The organism is Vibrio sp. 1402, assembly GCF_033340275.1.
Genome location: NZ_JAWOWE010000002.1, coordinates 167,545 through 182,236 on the forward strand (window position 1 = coordinate 167,545; position 14,692 = coordinate 182,236).

Genomic DNA, 14,692 nt, shown 5'->3' on the forward strand with positions numbered 1-14,692 from the left:
CTTGTGTTACTCACCTCAGTCCAACTGAGGTGAGTGGTTCTAATAATAGGTATCTGAATGAAAAAACTATTTTCAGCGAAACTTTTCTCTGCGCTTGTTTTAAGCTTTTCCCTCTTCTCTACTGCGCACGCAGCGTCTCCTAAAGATGAATTAAACAAACGCCTTTCTATGAATGATGGCTTTAGTGCGGATTTCTCTCAGCAGGTTATCAGCCCTGAAGGCGAAACGGTGATGGAAGGAGAAGGTACGGTTGAAATTGCCCGCCCAAGCCTGTTCCGTTGGAGTACAACATTCCCTGATGAGAACCTATTGGTCTCTGACGGTAAGACATTGTGGTACTACAGCCCATTCATCGAGCAAGTGAGCATCTACTGGCAAGAGCAAGCAACAGAGCAAACGCCATTTGTTTTGCTAACGCGTAACCGAGCAAGTGATTGGAATAACTACAAAATATCTCAAAAAGGTGACCAGTTTACTCTCGTTCCTACCGCAGTAGACTCCACACAAGGTCAATTCCAGATTAATATTGATGCCAAAGGTGTCGTGAAAGGCTTCAACGTGGTTGAGCAAGACGGTCAAAAAGGTTTGTTCACCTTTAACAACGTGAAGCTGGGTAAACCAAAAGCAGACAGATTCACATTCACAATTCCAAAAGGTGTGGAAGTGGATGACCAAAGGAATTAATTGGTAGTGAGTAATTACACATTAGATTTCTCGGGGGACGAAGATTTTCGTCCCCTTGCTGCTCGTATGAGACCGGAAACAATCGAGCAATACATTGGACAACAGCACATTTTAGGCCCTGGTAAGCCACTGCGCCGTGCGCTAGAGGCGGGTCACATTCACTCTATGATCCTTTGGGGACCACCAGGCACAGGCAAAACGACATTAGCGGAAGTGGCTGCAAACTATGCCAATGCTGAAGTTGAGCGCGTGTCTGCCGTAACATCTGGTGTGAAAGAAATCCGTGCAGCAATCGAGAAAGCACGTGAGAATAAAATGGCGGGTCGCCGCACCATCTTGTTTGTGGATGAGGTGCATCGCTTCAACAAATCTCAGCAAGACGCATTTTTGCCGCATATTGAAGATGGCACGGTTACCTTTATTGGAGCGACGACAGAAAACCCATCGTTTGAGCTAAACAACGCATTGCTGTCACGTGCGCGTGTGTACAAGCTAACGTCTCTCGACAAAGATGAAATCTCGTTGGCGTTGAACCAAGCCATAAGCGACAAAGAACGTGGGCTGGGTAATACACCTGCACACTTCGCTGATAACGTATTAGACCGTCTAGCAGAACTGGTAAACGGTGATGCTCGTATGTCTCTCAATTATCTTGAGCTCCTCTACGATATGGCAGAAGACAATGCGCAGGGTGAAAAAGAGATCACGCTTAAGTTGCTTGCGGAAGTAGCAGGGGAGAAGGTCTCTCGCTTCGATAACAAAGGTGACATCTGGTACGACTTAATCTCTGCGGTTCACAAATCAATTCGTGGCTCAAACCCAGATGCTGCGCTGTATTGGTCTGCGCGTATGATTGCAGCGGGATGTGATCCTCTTTATATTGCCCGTCGATTACTTGCGATAGCATCGGAAGATGTAGGTAATGCTGACCCTCGCGCAATGCAAGTGGCACTGTCTGCTTGGGATTGCTTTACCCGAGTTGGTCCAGCAGAAGGTGAACGTGCGATTGCACAGGCGATCGTGTACTTAGCGTGTGCGCCAAAAAGTAATGCGGTATACGTGGCGTGGAAACAAGCGCTCACAGACGCTCATAACTTACCTGAATATGAAGTGCCGCATCACCTTCGAAATGCGCCAACCAGTTTGATGAAAGACATGGGTTATGGGGCTGAGTATCGTTATGCTCACGATGAGCCTGGTGCTTACGCAGCAGGTGAGCAATATTTGCCGCCTGAAATGGGCGATCGTAGGTACTATCAGCCGACAAATCGTGGTCTGGAGACCAAAATCGGCGAAAAGTTAGATTACTTGGCTACTTTAGACGCAAATAGCCCACAAAAGCGCTATGAAAAGTAGGCGTTTTTGGATACATTTGTTTAGTAAATTTTTTTAACGCGTACGCTTGGAAAGTGCGCGTGATTTCACAACAAAAAGCATAGGATTAACAATGCTGGATTCTAAATTACTTCGTACAGAGCTGGATGAAACAGCTGCTAAACTGGCGCGTCGTGGCTTTAAGCTAGACGTAGATACTATTCGTAAACTTGAAGAACAACGTAAGTCCATTCAAGTAGAAGTAGAAAATTTACAATCCACGCGTAACTCCATCTCCAAGCAAATCGGCCAAAAAATGGCGGCTGGCGACAAAGAAGGCGCAGAAGAGATCAAGAAACAAATCGGTACGCTAGGTAGCGATCTTGATGCGAAGAAAGTTGAACTTGAGCAAGTAATGGCTCAACTAGACGAATTCACGCTTTCTGTACCAAACATCCCAGCAGATGAAGTGCCAGATGGCAAAGATGAAAACGACAACGTTGAAATCTCTCGTTGGGGTGAGCCAAAGTCTTACGACTTCGAACTGAAAGATCACGTTGACCTAGGCGAAATGGGCGACGGTCTAGACTTCGCAAGTGCAGTTAAGATCACTGGCGCACGTTTCATCGTGATGAAAGGCCAATTCGCTCGTCTACACCGTGCAATCGCTCAGTTTATGCTAGATCTTCACACTGAAGAGCACGGCTACACAGAAATGTACGTACCTTACCTAGTAAACTCTGACAGCCTATTCGGTACTGGTCAGCTTCCTAAGTTCGGTAAAGACCTTTTCCACACAGAGCCTCTAGCGGAAAAAGTAAACGACGAAGAGCCACGTAAACTGTCTCTAATCCCTACTGCAGAAGTACCTGTAACGAACCTAGTTCGTGACACGATTTCTGACGAAGCGGATCTACCAATTAAGATGACAGCGCACACGCCATGTTTCCGCTCAGAAGCAGGTTCTTACGGTCGTGATACTCGTGGTCTTATTCGTATGCACCAGTTCGACAAAGTTGAGCTAGTACAAATCACTAAGCCAGAAGATTCAATGAACGCACTAGAAGAGCTAACAGGTCACGCTGAGAAAGTTCTACAACTTCTTGAGCTTCCTTACCGTAAAGTGGTTCTATGTACAGGTGACATGGGCTTTGGCGCTCGTAAGACTTACGACCTAGAAGTTTGGGTTCCTGCTCAAGAAACTTACCGTGAGATCTCTTCATGTTCTAACATGTGGGATTTCCAAGCTCGTCGTATGCAAGCGCGTTTCCGTCGTAAAGGCGAGAAGAAACCTGAGCTTGTACACACGCTAAACGGTTCTGGTCTTGCTGTAGGTCGTACAATGGTTGCTATCCTAGAAAACAACCAAGAAGCAGACGGCCGCATTGCAATCCCTACAGTACTTCAGAAGTACATGGCGGGCGCAACGCACATCGGTTAATTCATTAACCACTAGAACACCAAAACCCAGCCTTTGCGCTGGGTTTTTTGTTATCTGCGTCGAGTGAAAATACGTTGTTATGTAATTAGCACACGCATTAGTGACGAGCTCGCCCAGAATCTGGCAGTAGGAGATAAATGATATTTTTCTAAGCGGTTTTTCACGTGACAAGCTAACGTCCTCATTTGTCTTTGTTGTTAAACGTTATGCCAGTAAATCATTTTTTATTACGTGTTATTTTTGCGCTTACCTTGCTTGTTTTCGGGAGGGTTATCGCAAGTGAACTTATTCAACCTCAATACTTAGATAGTGAGCGAACCGAACGCTTTTTTGCGCGCGAATTAGCACAACCATCCGAAGAAAGTATGCAGCTGCGTAATTCACTCGACTGGGGATATGGGCTTGAGTTGGCAAATGCGTCTGGCGATACGAAATCGGTGTCTAATTGCAAAGACTTAGCTACTGCAAACTCTGCGGGTTTTACTGCGGCTAAAGCTTATGAATACGGCGTGTTTAAAGCGTATTTAACTCAGTGTCAAACATGGAGTGAGATGGCAAAGTTAACCGCCTCCAAGCGCTCATTTATATCGAAATTTAAGTTAGACGATAACTTTCCTAATTTAACCCCAAGTGCGCTTGCTTTTGTTATTTCTAACGAAAGTGCTGAGAAAGCAAAGACACTATCAACGTGGGATGAAGCAGACCATATCCAAAGAACTCATGTCTCCAGTGAAGTGAGAGCAGAGTACTTCGACGCGACCGATGGCTTTCAAGTCATTACGATTGTAGCAAAAGGTGATTACAACGCTGACGGCATCGAGGATATCGTTATTGAGAAAGAGAATAGTGTACTCAGTGGCTCGTATTCATCTTCACATGGATATGTATTAACCCGTATGTCTGAACAGTCGCTATTTAAGGTGTTGGCTGAATGGTAATGAAACGATTGGCGGTCACTTGGGGGGTAAGTATTGCCATTATGAGCACATTTGCTGTTGCTAGCACCTCGCCTAGAAAAGTCTTTGAATGTTCAGTAAACCAAACTATGAACTTTAGTATTTCGATAGATCAAGCCAAAGGCGGGCTTATCCTTTATAAGTCTATTGCGAATAAAAGCCCAGTTTTACAGCGGATAAAACCTCAAGATTATCGTGTCGAACATTACCATCGAGCATTGGTAGATGAGAAGTCACTGGAATTTAGTATTGGTGAGCGGGTCATATTAGTCAGTGAGTACTTTAGCGAGGAGTTTGGTGAGGTAGAGAAGATACTCAGTGTTACTTTGAGAGAGCCTGAACAAATCCAGTACTTTGAATGTGAGGAAGGAAGTATGAGTAACCTTGCATTGCTTTTCCATGAGAGTGCCGAATAATCGATTACAGAGTGATTATTACCAAAACGTAATAGTGTTTTCGAGTTTACCCTAATTATCTTGTTATTTGTAATCGATATAATCATCCACCTTACCACGGTAAGTAGATTTTCTCATTCAAGTAACGAGGAGGGCTTATGGCCGTAGGGTGGGCAAACGACGATAGCGTCAGCCAACAAATTCAAAACACAATAGACGACGAGATTTCCCGTGTTCGTGGCAGTATCACAAAGGGTGAGAGCACCCATTACTGCGATGAGTGTGGTGATGAGATCCCAGAAGCGCGTCGTCTTGCAATGAAAGGCGTTCGTTTGTGTATCGAATGTCAGTCAACAATCGAATTGGTATCTCAACGCCAAGCATTGTTCAATCGACGAGCGAGTAAAGACAGTCAACTTCGATAGCTTTACTGCTCTAATAAATAACGAGACGGTTTGAGTCTCATACTCAAACCGTTTTCGTATTGAATGGAACTATGAAGCGAAGCAGTCTTTACGTTGCAACGCTGCATCAATCGCGTTAACTAGCTTCTCAATATCTTCTGGCTTGCTGATGAACGGCGGCATCATATAAATCAGTTTGCCAAATGGACGAATCCACACTCCGTGTTCAACAAACAAGGCTTGGATGGTTTCCATATTCACAGGGCGAAGCGTCTCCACTACGCCAATAGCACCCAACCAACGGGTGTTTTTCACCAAGTCGTATTCTTCAAGTTTTGGTAGTAACTCAGAAAACAGCGTTTCAATTTGTTGGGTTTGTTGCTTCCAATCACCTTGCTCGATCAATTCCAAACTTGCAGTAGCTACGGCACAAGCGAGTGGATTCCCCATAAAGGTTGGACCGTGCATAAAACAACCAGCATCACCACCACAAACAGTGTCTGCTACGTGTTTGCTCGCGAGGGTCGCAGAGAGGGTCATGTAGCCGCCAGTAAGTGCTTTCCCGACACACAGAATGTCTGGTTGAATATCCGCATGTTCGCAGGCAAACAATTTACCTGTGCGTCCAAAACCGGTAGCGATCTCATCTGCAATCAATAACAGACCGTATTTGTCGCAAAGTCTACGCACGCCTTTGAGAAATTCTGGATGGTAGATGCGCATGCCGCCTGCGCCTTGAACAATAGGTTCTAGGATCACCGCAGCAAGTTCTTGATGGTGCGTCTCAATCTTGTGCTCGAAGTCGGTAAGGTCTTCTGGCTTCCATTCATCCCAATAACCACAAGTTGGTGACTCCGCAAAGATATGCTCAGGCAAAAAGCCTTTGTAGAGAGAGTGCATTGAGTTGTCAGGATCGGTGACCGACATCGCCGCAAACGTATCGCCGTGATAACCGTGTCGCAAAGTAAGAAACTTCGGTCGGCGTTCGCCTTTTGCATGCCAATATTGAAGTGCCATTTTTAAGCTGACTTCTACGGCAACAGAGCCTGAATCGGCAAGGAATACATGTTCAAGATTACTTGGTGCTAGGGATAGCAACTTCTTACACAAACTGATTGCTGGCTGGTGGGTAATCCCGCCAAACATCACGTGAGAGACCTTATCGATTTGCTGGTGAGCGGCTTGATTTAAGTGCGGATGGTTATAGCCGTGGATCGTCGACCACCAAGAAGACATGCCATCGACCAGCTCAGTACCATCTTCCAATTTAATGTGCACACCATTTGCCGATGCCACTGGGTAGCAGGTCAGAGGTGTCAATGTAGAAGTGTAAGGATGCCAGATATGCTGGCGGTCGAAGGCGAGATCCATGTGCGATTCCAATAATAATTTAGATTAAAAAACAGACAGATGTAAACTTTGTTCTTTTGCGTCGTGTTGACAGTTTATCGAGACTCAGTAGACTGTCAACACAACAACAAAAGTGACTAAAGGAATACACGTGGAAGTTCGTCATAACTGGACGCATGCTGAAGTGCGCGATCTCATGGAAAAACCATTCATGGATCTCCTATTCGAAGCGCAGCTTGTACATCGTCAATATCAACAAACCAACCATGTTCAAGTAAGCACGCTTCTGTCGATTAAGACAGGTGCTTGTCCAGAAGATTGTAAGTACTGTCCTCAGAGTGCTCGTTACACCACAGACATCGAAAAAGAGCGTCTGATGGAAGTAGAACGCGTACTCGATGCTGCGCAAAAAGCCAAAAATGCTGGTTCTACTCGATTCTGTATGGGCGCAGCATGGAAAAACCCGAAAGAGCGTGACATGCCACATTTGACCGACATGATCAAAGGCGTGAAGGGCATGGGTTTAGAAACGTGTATGACATTAGGCATGCTGACGCCAGATCAAGCAAAGCAATTGGCAACCGCAGGTCTGGATTACTACAACCACAACCTAGATACCTCACCTGAATTTTACGGCAACATCATTACCACACGTACTTACCAAGACCGTTTAGATACTTTGTCTCACGTTCGTGATGCTGGCATGAAGATTTGTTCCGGTGGCATCATCGGCATGGGTGAAAGTGCTAACGACCGAGCTGGTTTGTTGGTTGAATTGGCTAACTTACCGGTACACCCTGAAAGCGTTCCAATCAACATGCTCGTGAAGGTAAAGGGGACACCACTGGAAGAAGTGGATGATGTTGAGCCTTTCGATTTCATTCGCCTGATTGCGATTGCACGAATCATGATGCCTCAATCAGCCGTTCGTTTATCCGCTGGCCGTGAAAACATGAACGAACAAATGCAAGCGCTGTGTTTTATGGCGGGTGCAAACTCCGTTTTCTATGGCTGCAAGCTTCTGACCACGCCAAACCCTTCTGAAGACAAAGACATGATGCTGTTCAACAAGCTCGGTATTAACAGCCAAGAGGTGTCTCAAAAGCCTGATGAAATCGAAGAAAACGAGTTACTCGATCGCGTCGTAGAGCGCGTTGCTGCCCGTCCGACAAAAGACGACCTTTTCTACGATGCCAGCGTTTAAATCTCGTATCGAGTCCGCCCTTGCTGAGCGTAAAACGCAAGGGTTGAATCGTTCTATGAATGTGGTGTTTGCCGGTAACCAGTCCGTTTTGGAACACGAAGGTAGACGCTACATTAATTTCTCAAGTAATGATTATTTGGGATTGGCTAATGACCAAGCGCTTGTTCGGGCTTGGCAGCAAGGTTTAAGCGTATATGGTAGTGGCAGTGGAGCATCACCGATGGTGACTGGCTTTAGTGCCGCGCACAGCAATTTAGAAGCCGCACTGACCGAATGGTTGGGTTACGACAGAGCAATTCTGTTTGGTTCTGGATTCAGTGCTAATCAAGCCTTGTTGTTCACCTTGTTGGAAAAATCAGACGTATTGATCCAAGACCGTTTGAATCATGCTTCATTGATAGAAGCGGGGGCGTTGTCACCAGCTAAGATGAAGCGCTTCAAACACAATGACATCGAGCACCTAAAGTCGCAGATTAATAGCGAAGACAACCATCTAGTTGTGACGGAAGGGGTATTCAGCATGGACGGTGACTGTGCACCACTCGCTGATATCGCTGCTGTCGTTGATAGCCACAATGCATGGTTTGCTGTCGATGACGCTCATGGAATTGGTGTTCTCGGTCAATCCGGTGGTGGTTCTTGCGAGCTTGCCGCGGTTAAGCCTGAGTTATTGGTCGTTACCTTCGGTAAAGCGTTTGGTATGTCTGGCGCGGCTATTTTATGTAACCACGCAACGGGGGACTTTTTAACTCAGTTTGCTCGTCACCATGTGTATTCCACGGCGATACCACCAGCACAAGCGTATGCGTTGACTCATGCAGTCTCGATGGTTCAAGAGCAGTCTTGGCGACGTGAAAAGCTCTCTGAGCTTAGTGAAGTGTATCGAGATAGTCTTAGCGACCTTGAGGGGTTTGTTGAGACTCAAACTTCGATTAAGCCCTTTTTGATTGGTGAATCTGAATTGGCTTTGCGAGTAGCAGGTGCTTGTCGCCAAAACGGTATTTGGGTTACCGCTATTCGACCACCGACGGTGCCTAAAGGGACGTCTCGTCTTCGAATCACACTCACTGCCAATCACACCAACGAACAAGTTAAAACGCTTTCAATGGCATTGAAGCAAGCATTAGGAGCGCTGTAATGGATAATGCAACTACCGCATTAGCGCAAACGCTCGCGTTAGAGAGTTTCCATCAAGATAAAGACGCGATTGCCTCTTCGTTTGGTAAAGCAGCAGAAACATACGATAAACATGCGGCTTTTCAACGTGATGTCGGGCATCAGCTGCTTGATAAACTTCCTGAAAACTTGACGGGAAAACGTGTATTGGATTTAGGTTGTGGCACGGGTTATTTCTCCCAACTACTTCAACAACGCGGTGCGGAAGTAGTCTGCGGCGATATCTCTCAAGCCATGTTAGATAAAGCAGAGCAGCGTTGTGGTGCAGTACGAATGCACTACCAAGTTGCTGATGCTGAAAACTTACCATTTGACGATGATAGCTTCGATTACGTGTTTTCAAGTTTAGCGCTGCAATGGTGTACAGATTTAAGTTACCCACTAAAAGAAGTGCGCCGCGTGCTAAAAAATGGTGGGAAAGCGTGGTTCTCTACACTGGTTGATGGATCACTGTATGAGCTGCGTGCATCATGGGAAAAAATTGATGCATATCAACACGTCAATAACTTTCTAACGCTCAATCAGGTAAAAATTGCGTTAGCGCAATCTCGATGTGACAGCCATCAACTAGACTTGACCACCATCACAGTTTGGTACGACTCTGCATTTTCAGTTATGCGTGACCTCAAAGGTATAGGTGCAAATCACGTAAGCGGGCGCTCACACGGTTTAACTAGTCGCGAGACTTTGTTAAAAGTTGAGCATGCGTACCAAGCGTTTAAAAACGATCAAGGTCTTCTACCTGCAAGTTATCAGGTTTGTTTTGGAGTAATACATCTATGATTGATGCTTTTTTTATTGCTGGTACGGATACTGATGTTGGAAAGACGGTAGCGTCTAAAGCCATTTTGCAAGCGATCGCCGCAAAAGGACTAAACACTATTGGTTATAAGCCAGTGGCAGCAGGGAGTGACAAGACTGAAGCCGGATGGCGTAACTCTGATGCTTTACACTTACAAGACGCCGCAACACTCGATGTGGCCTATGATGATGTGAACCCATACGCTTTAGAGTTGCCTGCTTCTCCCCACATTGCAGCGAAGCATGAACATGTCGAAATAAGTTACGATGTTCTGAGTCAAAAACTGGCTCAACATAAGCAGCAAGCCGATGTTGTTCTCGTTGAAGGTGCTGGAGGCTGGCGTGTGCCAGTATCCGATACGGACTGTTTATCTACATGGGTAAAAGAAGAGCAGTTACCTGTTGTACTGGTGGTTGGCATTAAATTAGGCTGTTTGAGCCACGCTTTACTCACAGCGGAGAGTATTAAAACGGATGGTTTGAATCTTGTTGGCTGGGTGGCAAACCGCGTCAACCCAGGCACAGAGCACTACGCTGACATTATCGAGATGCTAGAAGCACGTATCGATGCACCTAAGCTTGGGGAAATTCCATATATTCCAAGTGCTAAACGTAAAGAGCTAGGCAAGTACATTAATGTAGAGCCGTTGCTAAACACTGACTAATGGTGTTTAGGGTAAAAGACTAAAAAACCAAAGGGCTGCGCAATGCAGCCCTTTCTTGTTGGTGTAACCTAAAAAGTCAGATTACTTATCTTGGCTGAGCCCCATCAATGCTTGTTGTGTTTCTGCAACACGCTGAGACATATGATGATCGGTTGAAATACCAAGTTGTTGCTTTGCCTCGTCCTCTGAGATGCCTAGGTGACAACGCAGTAAATCAATAGCCATCTGATAGTCGTTAGTTTCTACCATGGTTTTTCCCTCAATACATGGAGTTTTTGAGCTCACCCAATGCACTTTTTGCAATGTACTTAGAGTGGCTCTGTTTTGTTCATCTCATTCGAATTTAGCATGTCCATGTAGCCGCACAATAAGACCAAAGTCTATAGCAGAGCTAACGTACTGTTTTTGGTCTATTAAAAAATTTCTAGCTAAGTTGCTAAGAGGTGATAGATTTAACACCAAGATCATCTATCAATAGATGATGGGTAGCTCAGAGCTTATTTTATCATTTTGATAAATGTATATGAACGGAGGTTCCGGCTCCTACCAAAGCATGTTTTGAAATCGCTTGAATCAAATATTTCAGTCCCGAAAACAAATGTTGCAATTTATTGCTTAACCTTGTTTTTATCGCGGATAGACTATATCTATAACGCACGGAACATGAAAATCAACGGAATTGGCTTTTATAGCGATTACCATTTGTTCCTTATAACAATCCGTTTTAAAAAAACGATAAGCTTCCTCGGAGAAAAGTAATGAAGCGAATTATGTTATTCCTAGCAACTAACCTAGCTGTCGTGCTAGTGCTTAGTGTTGTTCTGAATATTGTTTACGCTGTAACTGGAATGCAACCAGGCAGTCTGTCAGGTTTACTTGTAATGGCTGCTGTATTTGGTTTTGGTGGCGCATTTATTTCGTTGATGATGTCAAAGGGTATGGCGCTACGCTCGGTTGGTGGTATGGTCATTGAAAGCCCGCGCAACGAAACGGAGCATTGGTTAGTCGAAACTGTGGGTCGTCAAGCTCAACAAGTGGGTATTGGTATGCCAACGGTGGCTATTTATGATTCACCAGATATCAATGCATTTGCGACAGGTGCAAAACGAGATGACTCTCTTGTCGCAGTTTCTACTGGTCTTTTACACAATATGACTCGTGATGAGGCAGAGGCAGTACTTGCACACGAAGTGAGCCATATTGCAAATGGTGATATGGTCACGATGACGTTGATGCAAGGTGTCGTGAACACGTTTGTTATCTTCCTATCACGCTTTATTGCCAATATCGTGGCATCGAACGATGATGAAGAAGGCCAAGGTACAAATATGATGGTTTACTTTGGCGTATCCATGGTGCTTGAACTGGTATTTGGTTTCCTAGCTAGCTTCTTGACTATGTGGTACAGCCGTCATCGCGAATTCCACGCGGACGCAGGTGCTGCGCGCCTCGTTGGCAAAGAAAAAATGATTGCGGCTCTAGAGCGTTTGAAGGTGAGTCATGAATCTCAACTGGATGGCACCATGATGGCGTTTGGTATCAATGGCAAGCAGTCGCTGACTGAGCTACTAATGAGCCACCCTCCGCTAGATAAACGTATTGCAGCGTTGCGAGGCCAGCAATACTAATTGTTCCTACTTAAATAATTGTTAATCTGCTGAAAAGGCTTGGTTTTGACCAAGCCTTTTTTTTCGCCGATTGATCGCGTGCGAACTTCATCACGTACTACTTACAGAAATAAAGTTATACAAAATTATTTTTGTACAACTTTGGAGGAATGAACTATCTTGTACATATAATAATTTTGTACAACTTAATGGGCGTGTAGGAGTAAAAAATGGACATACAGTCTGTTGGCAATATCTATCAAAAGCTCAACAAAGCGAACTTACATCTGCTTAAGGATATATATCACCAAGATGTAGTATTTGAGGACGCAGCGCATCGTTTAGAAGGATGGCCAGCACTTTCGGATTATTTCACCTCATTATATGCCAACGTCATCAGTTGTGATTTTGTAATCCATGAGCATCAACAAGTCGGAGATACAGGCTTCCTAACTTGGACAATGGACCTTCAGCATCCCAAACTTCAGAAGGGTGCGCCTATTCTCGTCAATGGTGTTTCGCACCTCAAATTTAGCGAAGGTCAGGTCATTTATCACCGAGACTATTTTGATCTCGGAGAGATGCTCTATGAGCATTTACCATTACTTGGTTCAGTCGTTAAAACCATCAAGCAGAGGTTAGGACAATGAACAACACCATTTTAATCACAGGCGCCACCTCCGGAATAGGAAGACAGCTTGCCCTAGATTACGCGACCTCAGAATGGAATGTGATTGCTTGTGGTCGGAATCAAGATGTTCTTGCAGAACTGGAGGCAGTTTCTTCCAAAATTCATACATTGCAGTTTGATGTGACAAATTATGAGGAAACTCAGCAGGCGCTCTCTAATTTGCCCTTTACGCCAAACACATGGGTTTTTAACGCAGGCGATTGTGAGTACATGGATGAGGGAGTGGTCGACGCGAAACTCATGGCGCGTGTGATGAACGTAAATGTTGTCGGTGTTGCCAACTGCGTTGAAGGCTGCCAAGTACATTTAGAGAGAGGGCACCGCATTGTTATTGTTGGCTCTATCGCATCAGAAGTGGCACTGCCTCGTGCAGAAGCTTACGGCGCATCCAAAGCGGCAGTCAGTTATTTTGCACGCACGCTCGCCGTCGACTTGAAAAAGAAAGGGATCAAAGTGGTAACGGTGTTTCCTGGTTTTGTTGAAACGCCGTTGACTGACAAAAACGACTTCGAAATGCCAATGATCATTTCTACTCAGCAAGCGTCGGACTCTATCAGGAAGCAGTTAGCCGCCAACAAGACCTATATCTATTTCCCAGCGAGATTTACCAGTATTTTACGTTTTATCTCGTTACTTCCATACAGTTGGCAAGCTCGCCTAACTGCTAAACTCGTATCATAAGAAGGAATAAAAATGAAAACAGCAGGAAGAAAGAAGATAGCGATTGTGGGAACGGGAATCTCTGGCCTTACTTGTGGTTATTACTTGCATAAAGAACATGAGGTAACGCTTTTTGAAGCGAACGATTACATCGGTGGCCATACTGCAACCGTTGATGTGAGCTTTGATGGTAGAGAATACGCGATAGACACTGGGTTCATCGTCTATAACGACCGTACGTACCCTAATTTCATTAAAATGATGAGCGAGATTGGCGTTGAAGGTCTGCCGACTCAAATGAGCTTCAGTGTCAGAAACGATGGGAACGGACTAGAGTACAACGGCCACACAGTGTCGACATTGTTTGCTCAAAAACGTAACTGGGCAAACCCTAAATTTTATCGATTTATCTTCGAGATACTTCGTTTCAATAAACTTGCCAAGCGCTTCGCTAGCGAGCAATCTTCGCACTCTCAGACGTTAGGTGAGTTCCTTGACGAACACAAATTCAGTGCTTTTTTTACCGATAACTACATATTACCGATGGGTGCTGCGATTTGGTCGTCGACTTTAGCTGACATGCGCGCATTCCCTCTTATGTTCTTCTTACGTTTCTTCCTCAACCACGGTCTGCTAGATGTGACTAACCGACCACAATGGTATGTGATTAAAGGTGGTTCACGTTCATACATTCCACCATTGACCAAAGGCTTTGCCGAGAATATTCGTCTTAATAGTCCTGTCGAAAAAGTGGTTCGCAACGAAAAAGGGGTTGGCGTTCAAGTTCGCGGAGAAACGCATTGGTTTGATGACGTTATCTTTGCTTGTCACAGTGATCAAGCAATGAGAATGCTAGAGGATATCAGCCCAATTGAGCAGGAAATCTTGGGGGATATGACATACCAAGCAAATGAAGTTGTTCTTCATACCGACTCTGCCGTACTACCAAAACGTAAGGCAGCATGGGCATCATGGAACTACCTATTGGAAGGCAGTGAAGAGGAACAGCAACGCCTCCCTTCGCTCACTTATAACATGAACATTCTTCAGCATATTCAATCAGAACATACGTTTTGTGTAACGTTGAACAGTACTGAGCAAATTAACTCAAATAAAGTCTTGCGTTCGTTCACTTATCATCATCCAGTATTCACCACTGAGTCTATTGCAGCGCAGCAGCGCAAAGATGAGATACAGGGCAAACAAAGTACCTGGTTCTGCGGCGCTTATTGGTACAACGGTTTTCATGAAGATGGCGTGCGTAGCGCGCTTGATGTTGTGAAAGAACTAGAAGAAAAGTACCGCGAACAAAATGTGGTTCCTTTCGAAAAAGGCGCAGCGTGA

The 14,692-nt window shown here is 45.1% G+C and carries 16 protein-coding genes; 14 read left to right on the forward strand and 2 right to left on the reverse strand.

Annotated features, from left to right (window positions below):
• Positions 1–57: 57 nt before the first annotated feature.
• The 6 genes from lolA to R7044_RS04225 all read left to right on the forward strand — a co-directional run bounded on the left by lolA (position 58) and on the right by R7044_RS04225 (position 5,215).
• Positions 58–684: an outer membrane lipoprotein chaperone LolA gene (gene lolA / locus R7044_RS04200; RefSeq protein ID WP_033905075.1), complete on the forward strand. Its 627-nt coding sequence runs from the start codon at positions 58–60 to the stop codon at positions 682–684.
• Entirely contained in the window at positions 685–2,040 is a 1,356-nt protein-coding gene (locus R7044_RS04205; RefSeq protein WP_020196990.1) for a replication-associated recombination protein A, read from the forward strand.
• 91 nt (positions 2,041–2,131) lie between these two features.
• Positions 2,132–3,439 (forward strand): serine--tRNA ligase, encoded by a 1,308-nt coding sequence (serS, locus tag R7044_RS04210; protein ID WP_005378225.1) that lies wholly within the window; start codon positions 2,132–2,134, stop codon positions 3,437–3,439.
• Between the two features lie 365 nt (positions 3,440–3,804).
• Positions 3,805–4,377: an ATPase gene (locus tag R7044_RS04215; RefSeq protein WP_225455367.1), complete on the forward strand. Its 573-nt coding sequence runs from the start codon at positions 3,805–3,807 to the stop codon at positions 4,375–4,377.
• The gene (locus R7044_RS04220) at positions 4,371–4,811 is read left to right on the forward strand and encodes a hypothetical protein (RefSeq protein ID WP_033905077.1); all 441 of its coding nucleotides are present in this window, start codon (positions 4,371–4,373) and stop codon (positions 4,809–4,811) included. Before R7044_RS04215 ends, R7044_RS04220 begins: the two co-directional genes overlap by 7 nt.
• A gap of 137 nt (positions 4,812–4,948) precedes the next feature.
• Positions 4,949–5,215 carry a DksA/TraR family C4-type zinc finger protein gene (locus R7044_RS04225; RefSeq protein ID WP_033905078.1) on the forward strand — a complete coding sequence of 89 codons (267 nt, stop codon included), beginning with the start codon at positions 4,949–4,951 and terminating at the stop codon, positions 5,213–5,215.
• 69 nt (positions 5,216–5,284) lie between these two features.
• Here the strand turns inward: R7044_RS04225 and bioA are convergent, their stop codons facing one another.
• Complete coding sequence (gene bioA, locus R7044_RS04230) at positions 5,285–6,565, reverse strand: adenosylmethionine--8-amino-7-oxononanoate transaminase (protein ID WP_033905079.1); 1,281 nt, start codon at positions 6,563–6,565, stop codon at positions 5,285–5,287.
• A gap of 130 nt (positions 6,566–6,695) precedes the next feature.
• On the opposite strand from bioA, the gene bioB reads away from it, so the two are divergent.
• Genes bioB through bioD form a run of 4 tightly spaced genes read left to right on the forward strand, consistent with a single transcriptional unit; the run spans position 6,696 to position 10,390 of the window.
• Complete coding sequence (gene bioB / locus R7044_RS04235) at positions 6,696–7,748, forward strand: biotin synthase BioB (protein WP_005378222.1); 1,053 nt, start codon at positions 6,696–6,698, stop codon at positions 7,746–7,748.
• On the forward strand, positions 7,735–8,886 hold the full coding sequence (gene bioF, locus R7044_RS04240; RefSeq protein WP_205390790.1) for an 8-amino-7-oxononanoate synthase: 1,152 nt from the start codon (positions 7,735–7,737) through the stop codon (positions 8,884–8,886). Before bioB ends, bioF begins: the two co-directional genes overlap by 14 nt.
• Complete coding sequence (gene bioC, locus R7044_RS04245) at positions 8,886–9,707, forward strand: malonyl-ACP O-methyltransferase BioC (RefSeq protein WP_005388087.1); 822 nt, start codon at positions 8,886–8,888, stop codon at positions 9,705–9,707. The genes bioF and bioC overlap by 1 nt, the downstream gene beginning before the upstream one ends.
• Positions 9,704–10,390 (forward strand): dethiobiotin synthase, encoded by a 687-nt coding sequence (bioD, locus tag R7044_RS04250; protein ID WP_054577962.1) that lies wholly within the window; start codon positions 9,704–9,706, stop codon positions 10,388–10,390. Before bioC ends, bioD begins: the two co-directional genes overlap by 4 nt.
• Before the next feature lie 81 nt (positions 10,391–10,471).
• On the opposite strand, the gene R7044_RS04255 is transcribed toward bioD, so the two are convergent.
• The gene (locus R7044_RS04255) at positions 10,472–10,639 is read right to left on the reverse strand and encodes a hypothetical protein (RefSeq protein ID WP_005378215.1); all 168 of its coding nucleotides are present in this window, start codon (positions 10,637–10,639) and stop codon (positions 10,472–10,474) included.
• 509 nt (positions 10,640–11,148) lie between these two features.
• Here R7044_RS04255 and htpX point away from each other — a divergent pair.
• The 4 genes from htpX (at position 11,149) to R7044_RS04275 (ending at position 14,692) form a co-directional block, all read left to right on the forward strand.
• On the forward strand, positions 11,149–12,018 hold the full coding sequence (gene htpX / locus R7044_RS04260) for a protease HtpX (protein WP_005388085.1): 870 nt from the start codon (positions 11,149–11,151) through the stop codon (positions 12,016–12,018).
• A gap of 209 nt (positions 12,019–12,227) precedes the next feature.
• A complete protein-coding gene (locus tag R7044_RS04265) occupies positions 12,228–12,647 on the forward strand; it encodes a nuclear transport factor 2 family protein (RefSeq protein ID WP_005378211.1) in 420 nt (139 codons plus the stop codon).
• Complete coding sequence (locus tag R7044_RS04270; RefSeq protein WP_054577961.1) at positions 12,644–13,369, forward strand: SDR family oxidoreductase; 726 nt, start codon at positions 12,644–12,646, stop codon at positions 13,367–13,369. Before R7044_RS04265 ends, R7044_RS04270 begins: the two co-directional genes overlap by 4 nt.
• A gap of 12 nt (positions 13,370–13,381) precedes the next feature.
• A complete protein-coding gene (locus R7044_RS04275; protein WP_225455368.1) occupies positions 13,382–14,692 on the forward strand; it encodes an NAD(P)/FAD-dependent oxidoreductase in 1,311 nt (436 codons plus the stop codon).

Coding starts and splice junctions, on each gene's coding strand:
- lolA (WP_033905075.1), top strand. CDS start 58: ATGAAAAAACTATTTTCAGCGAAACTTTTCTCTGCGCTTGTTTTAAGC.
- serS (WP_005378225.1), top strand. CDS start 2,132: ATGCTGGATTCTAAATTACTTCGTACAGAGCTGGATGAAACAGCTGCT.
- R7044_RS04215 (WP_225455367.1), top strand. CDS start 3,805: ATGCAGCTGCGTAATTCACTCGACTGGGGATATGGGCTTGAGTTGGCA.
- R7044_RS04220 (WP_033905077.1), top strand. CDS start 4,371: ATGGTAATGAAACGATTGGCGGTCACTTGGGGGGTAAGTATTGCCATT.
- R7044_RS04225 (WP_033905078.1), top strand. CDS start 4,949: ATGGCCGTAGGGTGGGCAAACGACGATAGCGTCAGCCAACAAATTCAA.
- bioA (WP_033905079.1), bottom strand. CDS start 6,565: ATGGATCTCGCCTTCGACCGCCAGCATATCTGGCATCCTTACACTTCT.
- bioF (WP_205390790.1), top strand. CDS start 7,735: ATGCCAGCGTTTAAATCTCGTATCGAGTCCGCCCTTGCTGAGCGTAAA.
- bioC (WP_005388087.1), top strand. CDS start 8,886: ATGGATAATGCAACTACCGCATTAGCGCAAACGCTCGCGTTAGAGAGT.
- bioD (WP_054577962.1), top strand. CDS start 9,704: ATGATTGATGCTTTTTTTATTGCTGGTACGGATACTGATGTTGGAAAG.
- R7044_RS04255 (WP_005378215.1), bottom strand. CDS start 10,639: ATGGTAGAAACTAACGACTATCAGATGGCTATTGATTTACTGCGTTGT.
- htpX (WP_005388085.1), top strand. CDS start 11,149: ATGAAGCGAATTATGTTATTCCTAGCAACTAACCTAGCTGTCGTGCTA.
- R7044_RS04265 (WP_005378211.1), top strand. CDS start 12,228: ATGGACATACAGTCTGTTGGCAATATCTATCAAAAGCTCAACAAAGCG.
- R7044_RS04270 (WP_054577961.1), top strand. CDS start 12,644: ATGAACAACACCATTTTAATCACAGGCGCCACCTCCGGAATAGGAAGA.
- R7044_RS04275 (WP_225455368.1), top strand. CDS start 13,382: ATGAAAACAGCAGGAAGAAAGAAGATAGCGATTGTGGGAACGGGAATC.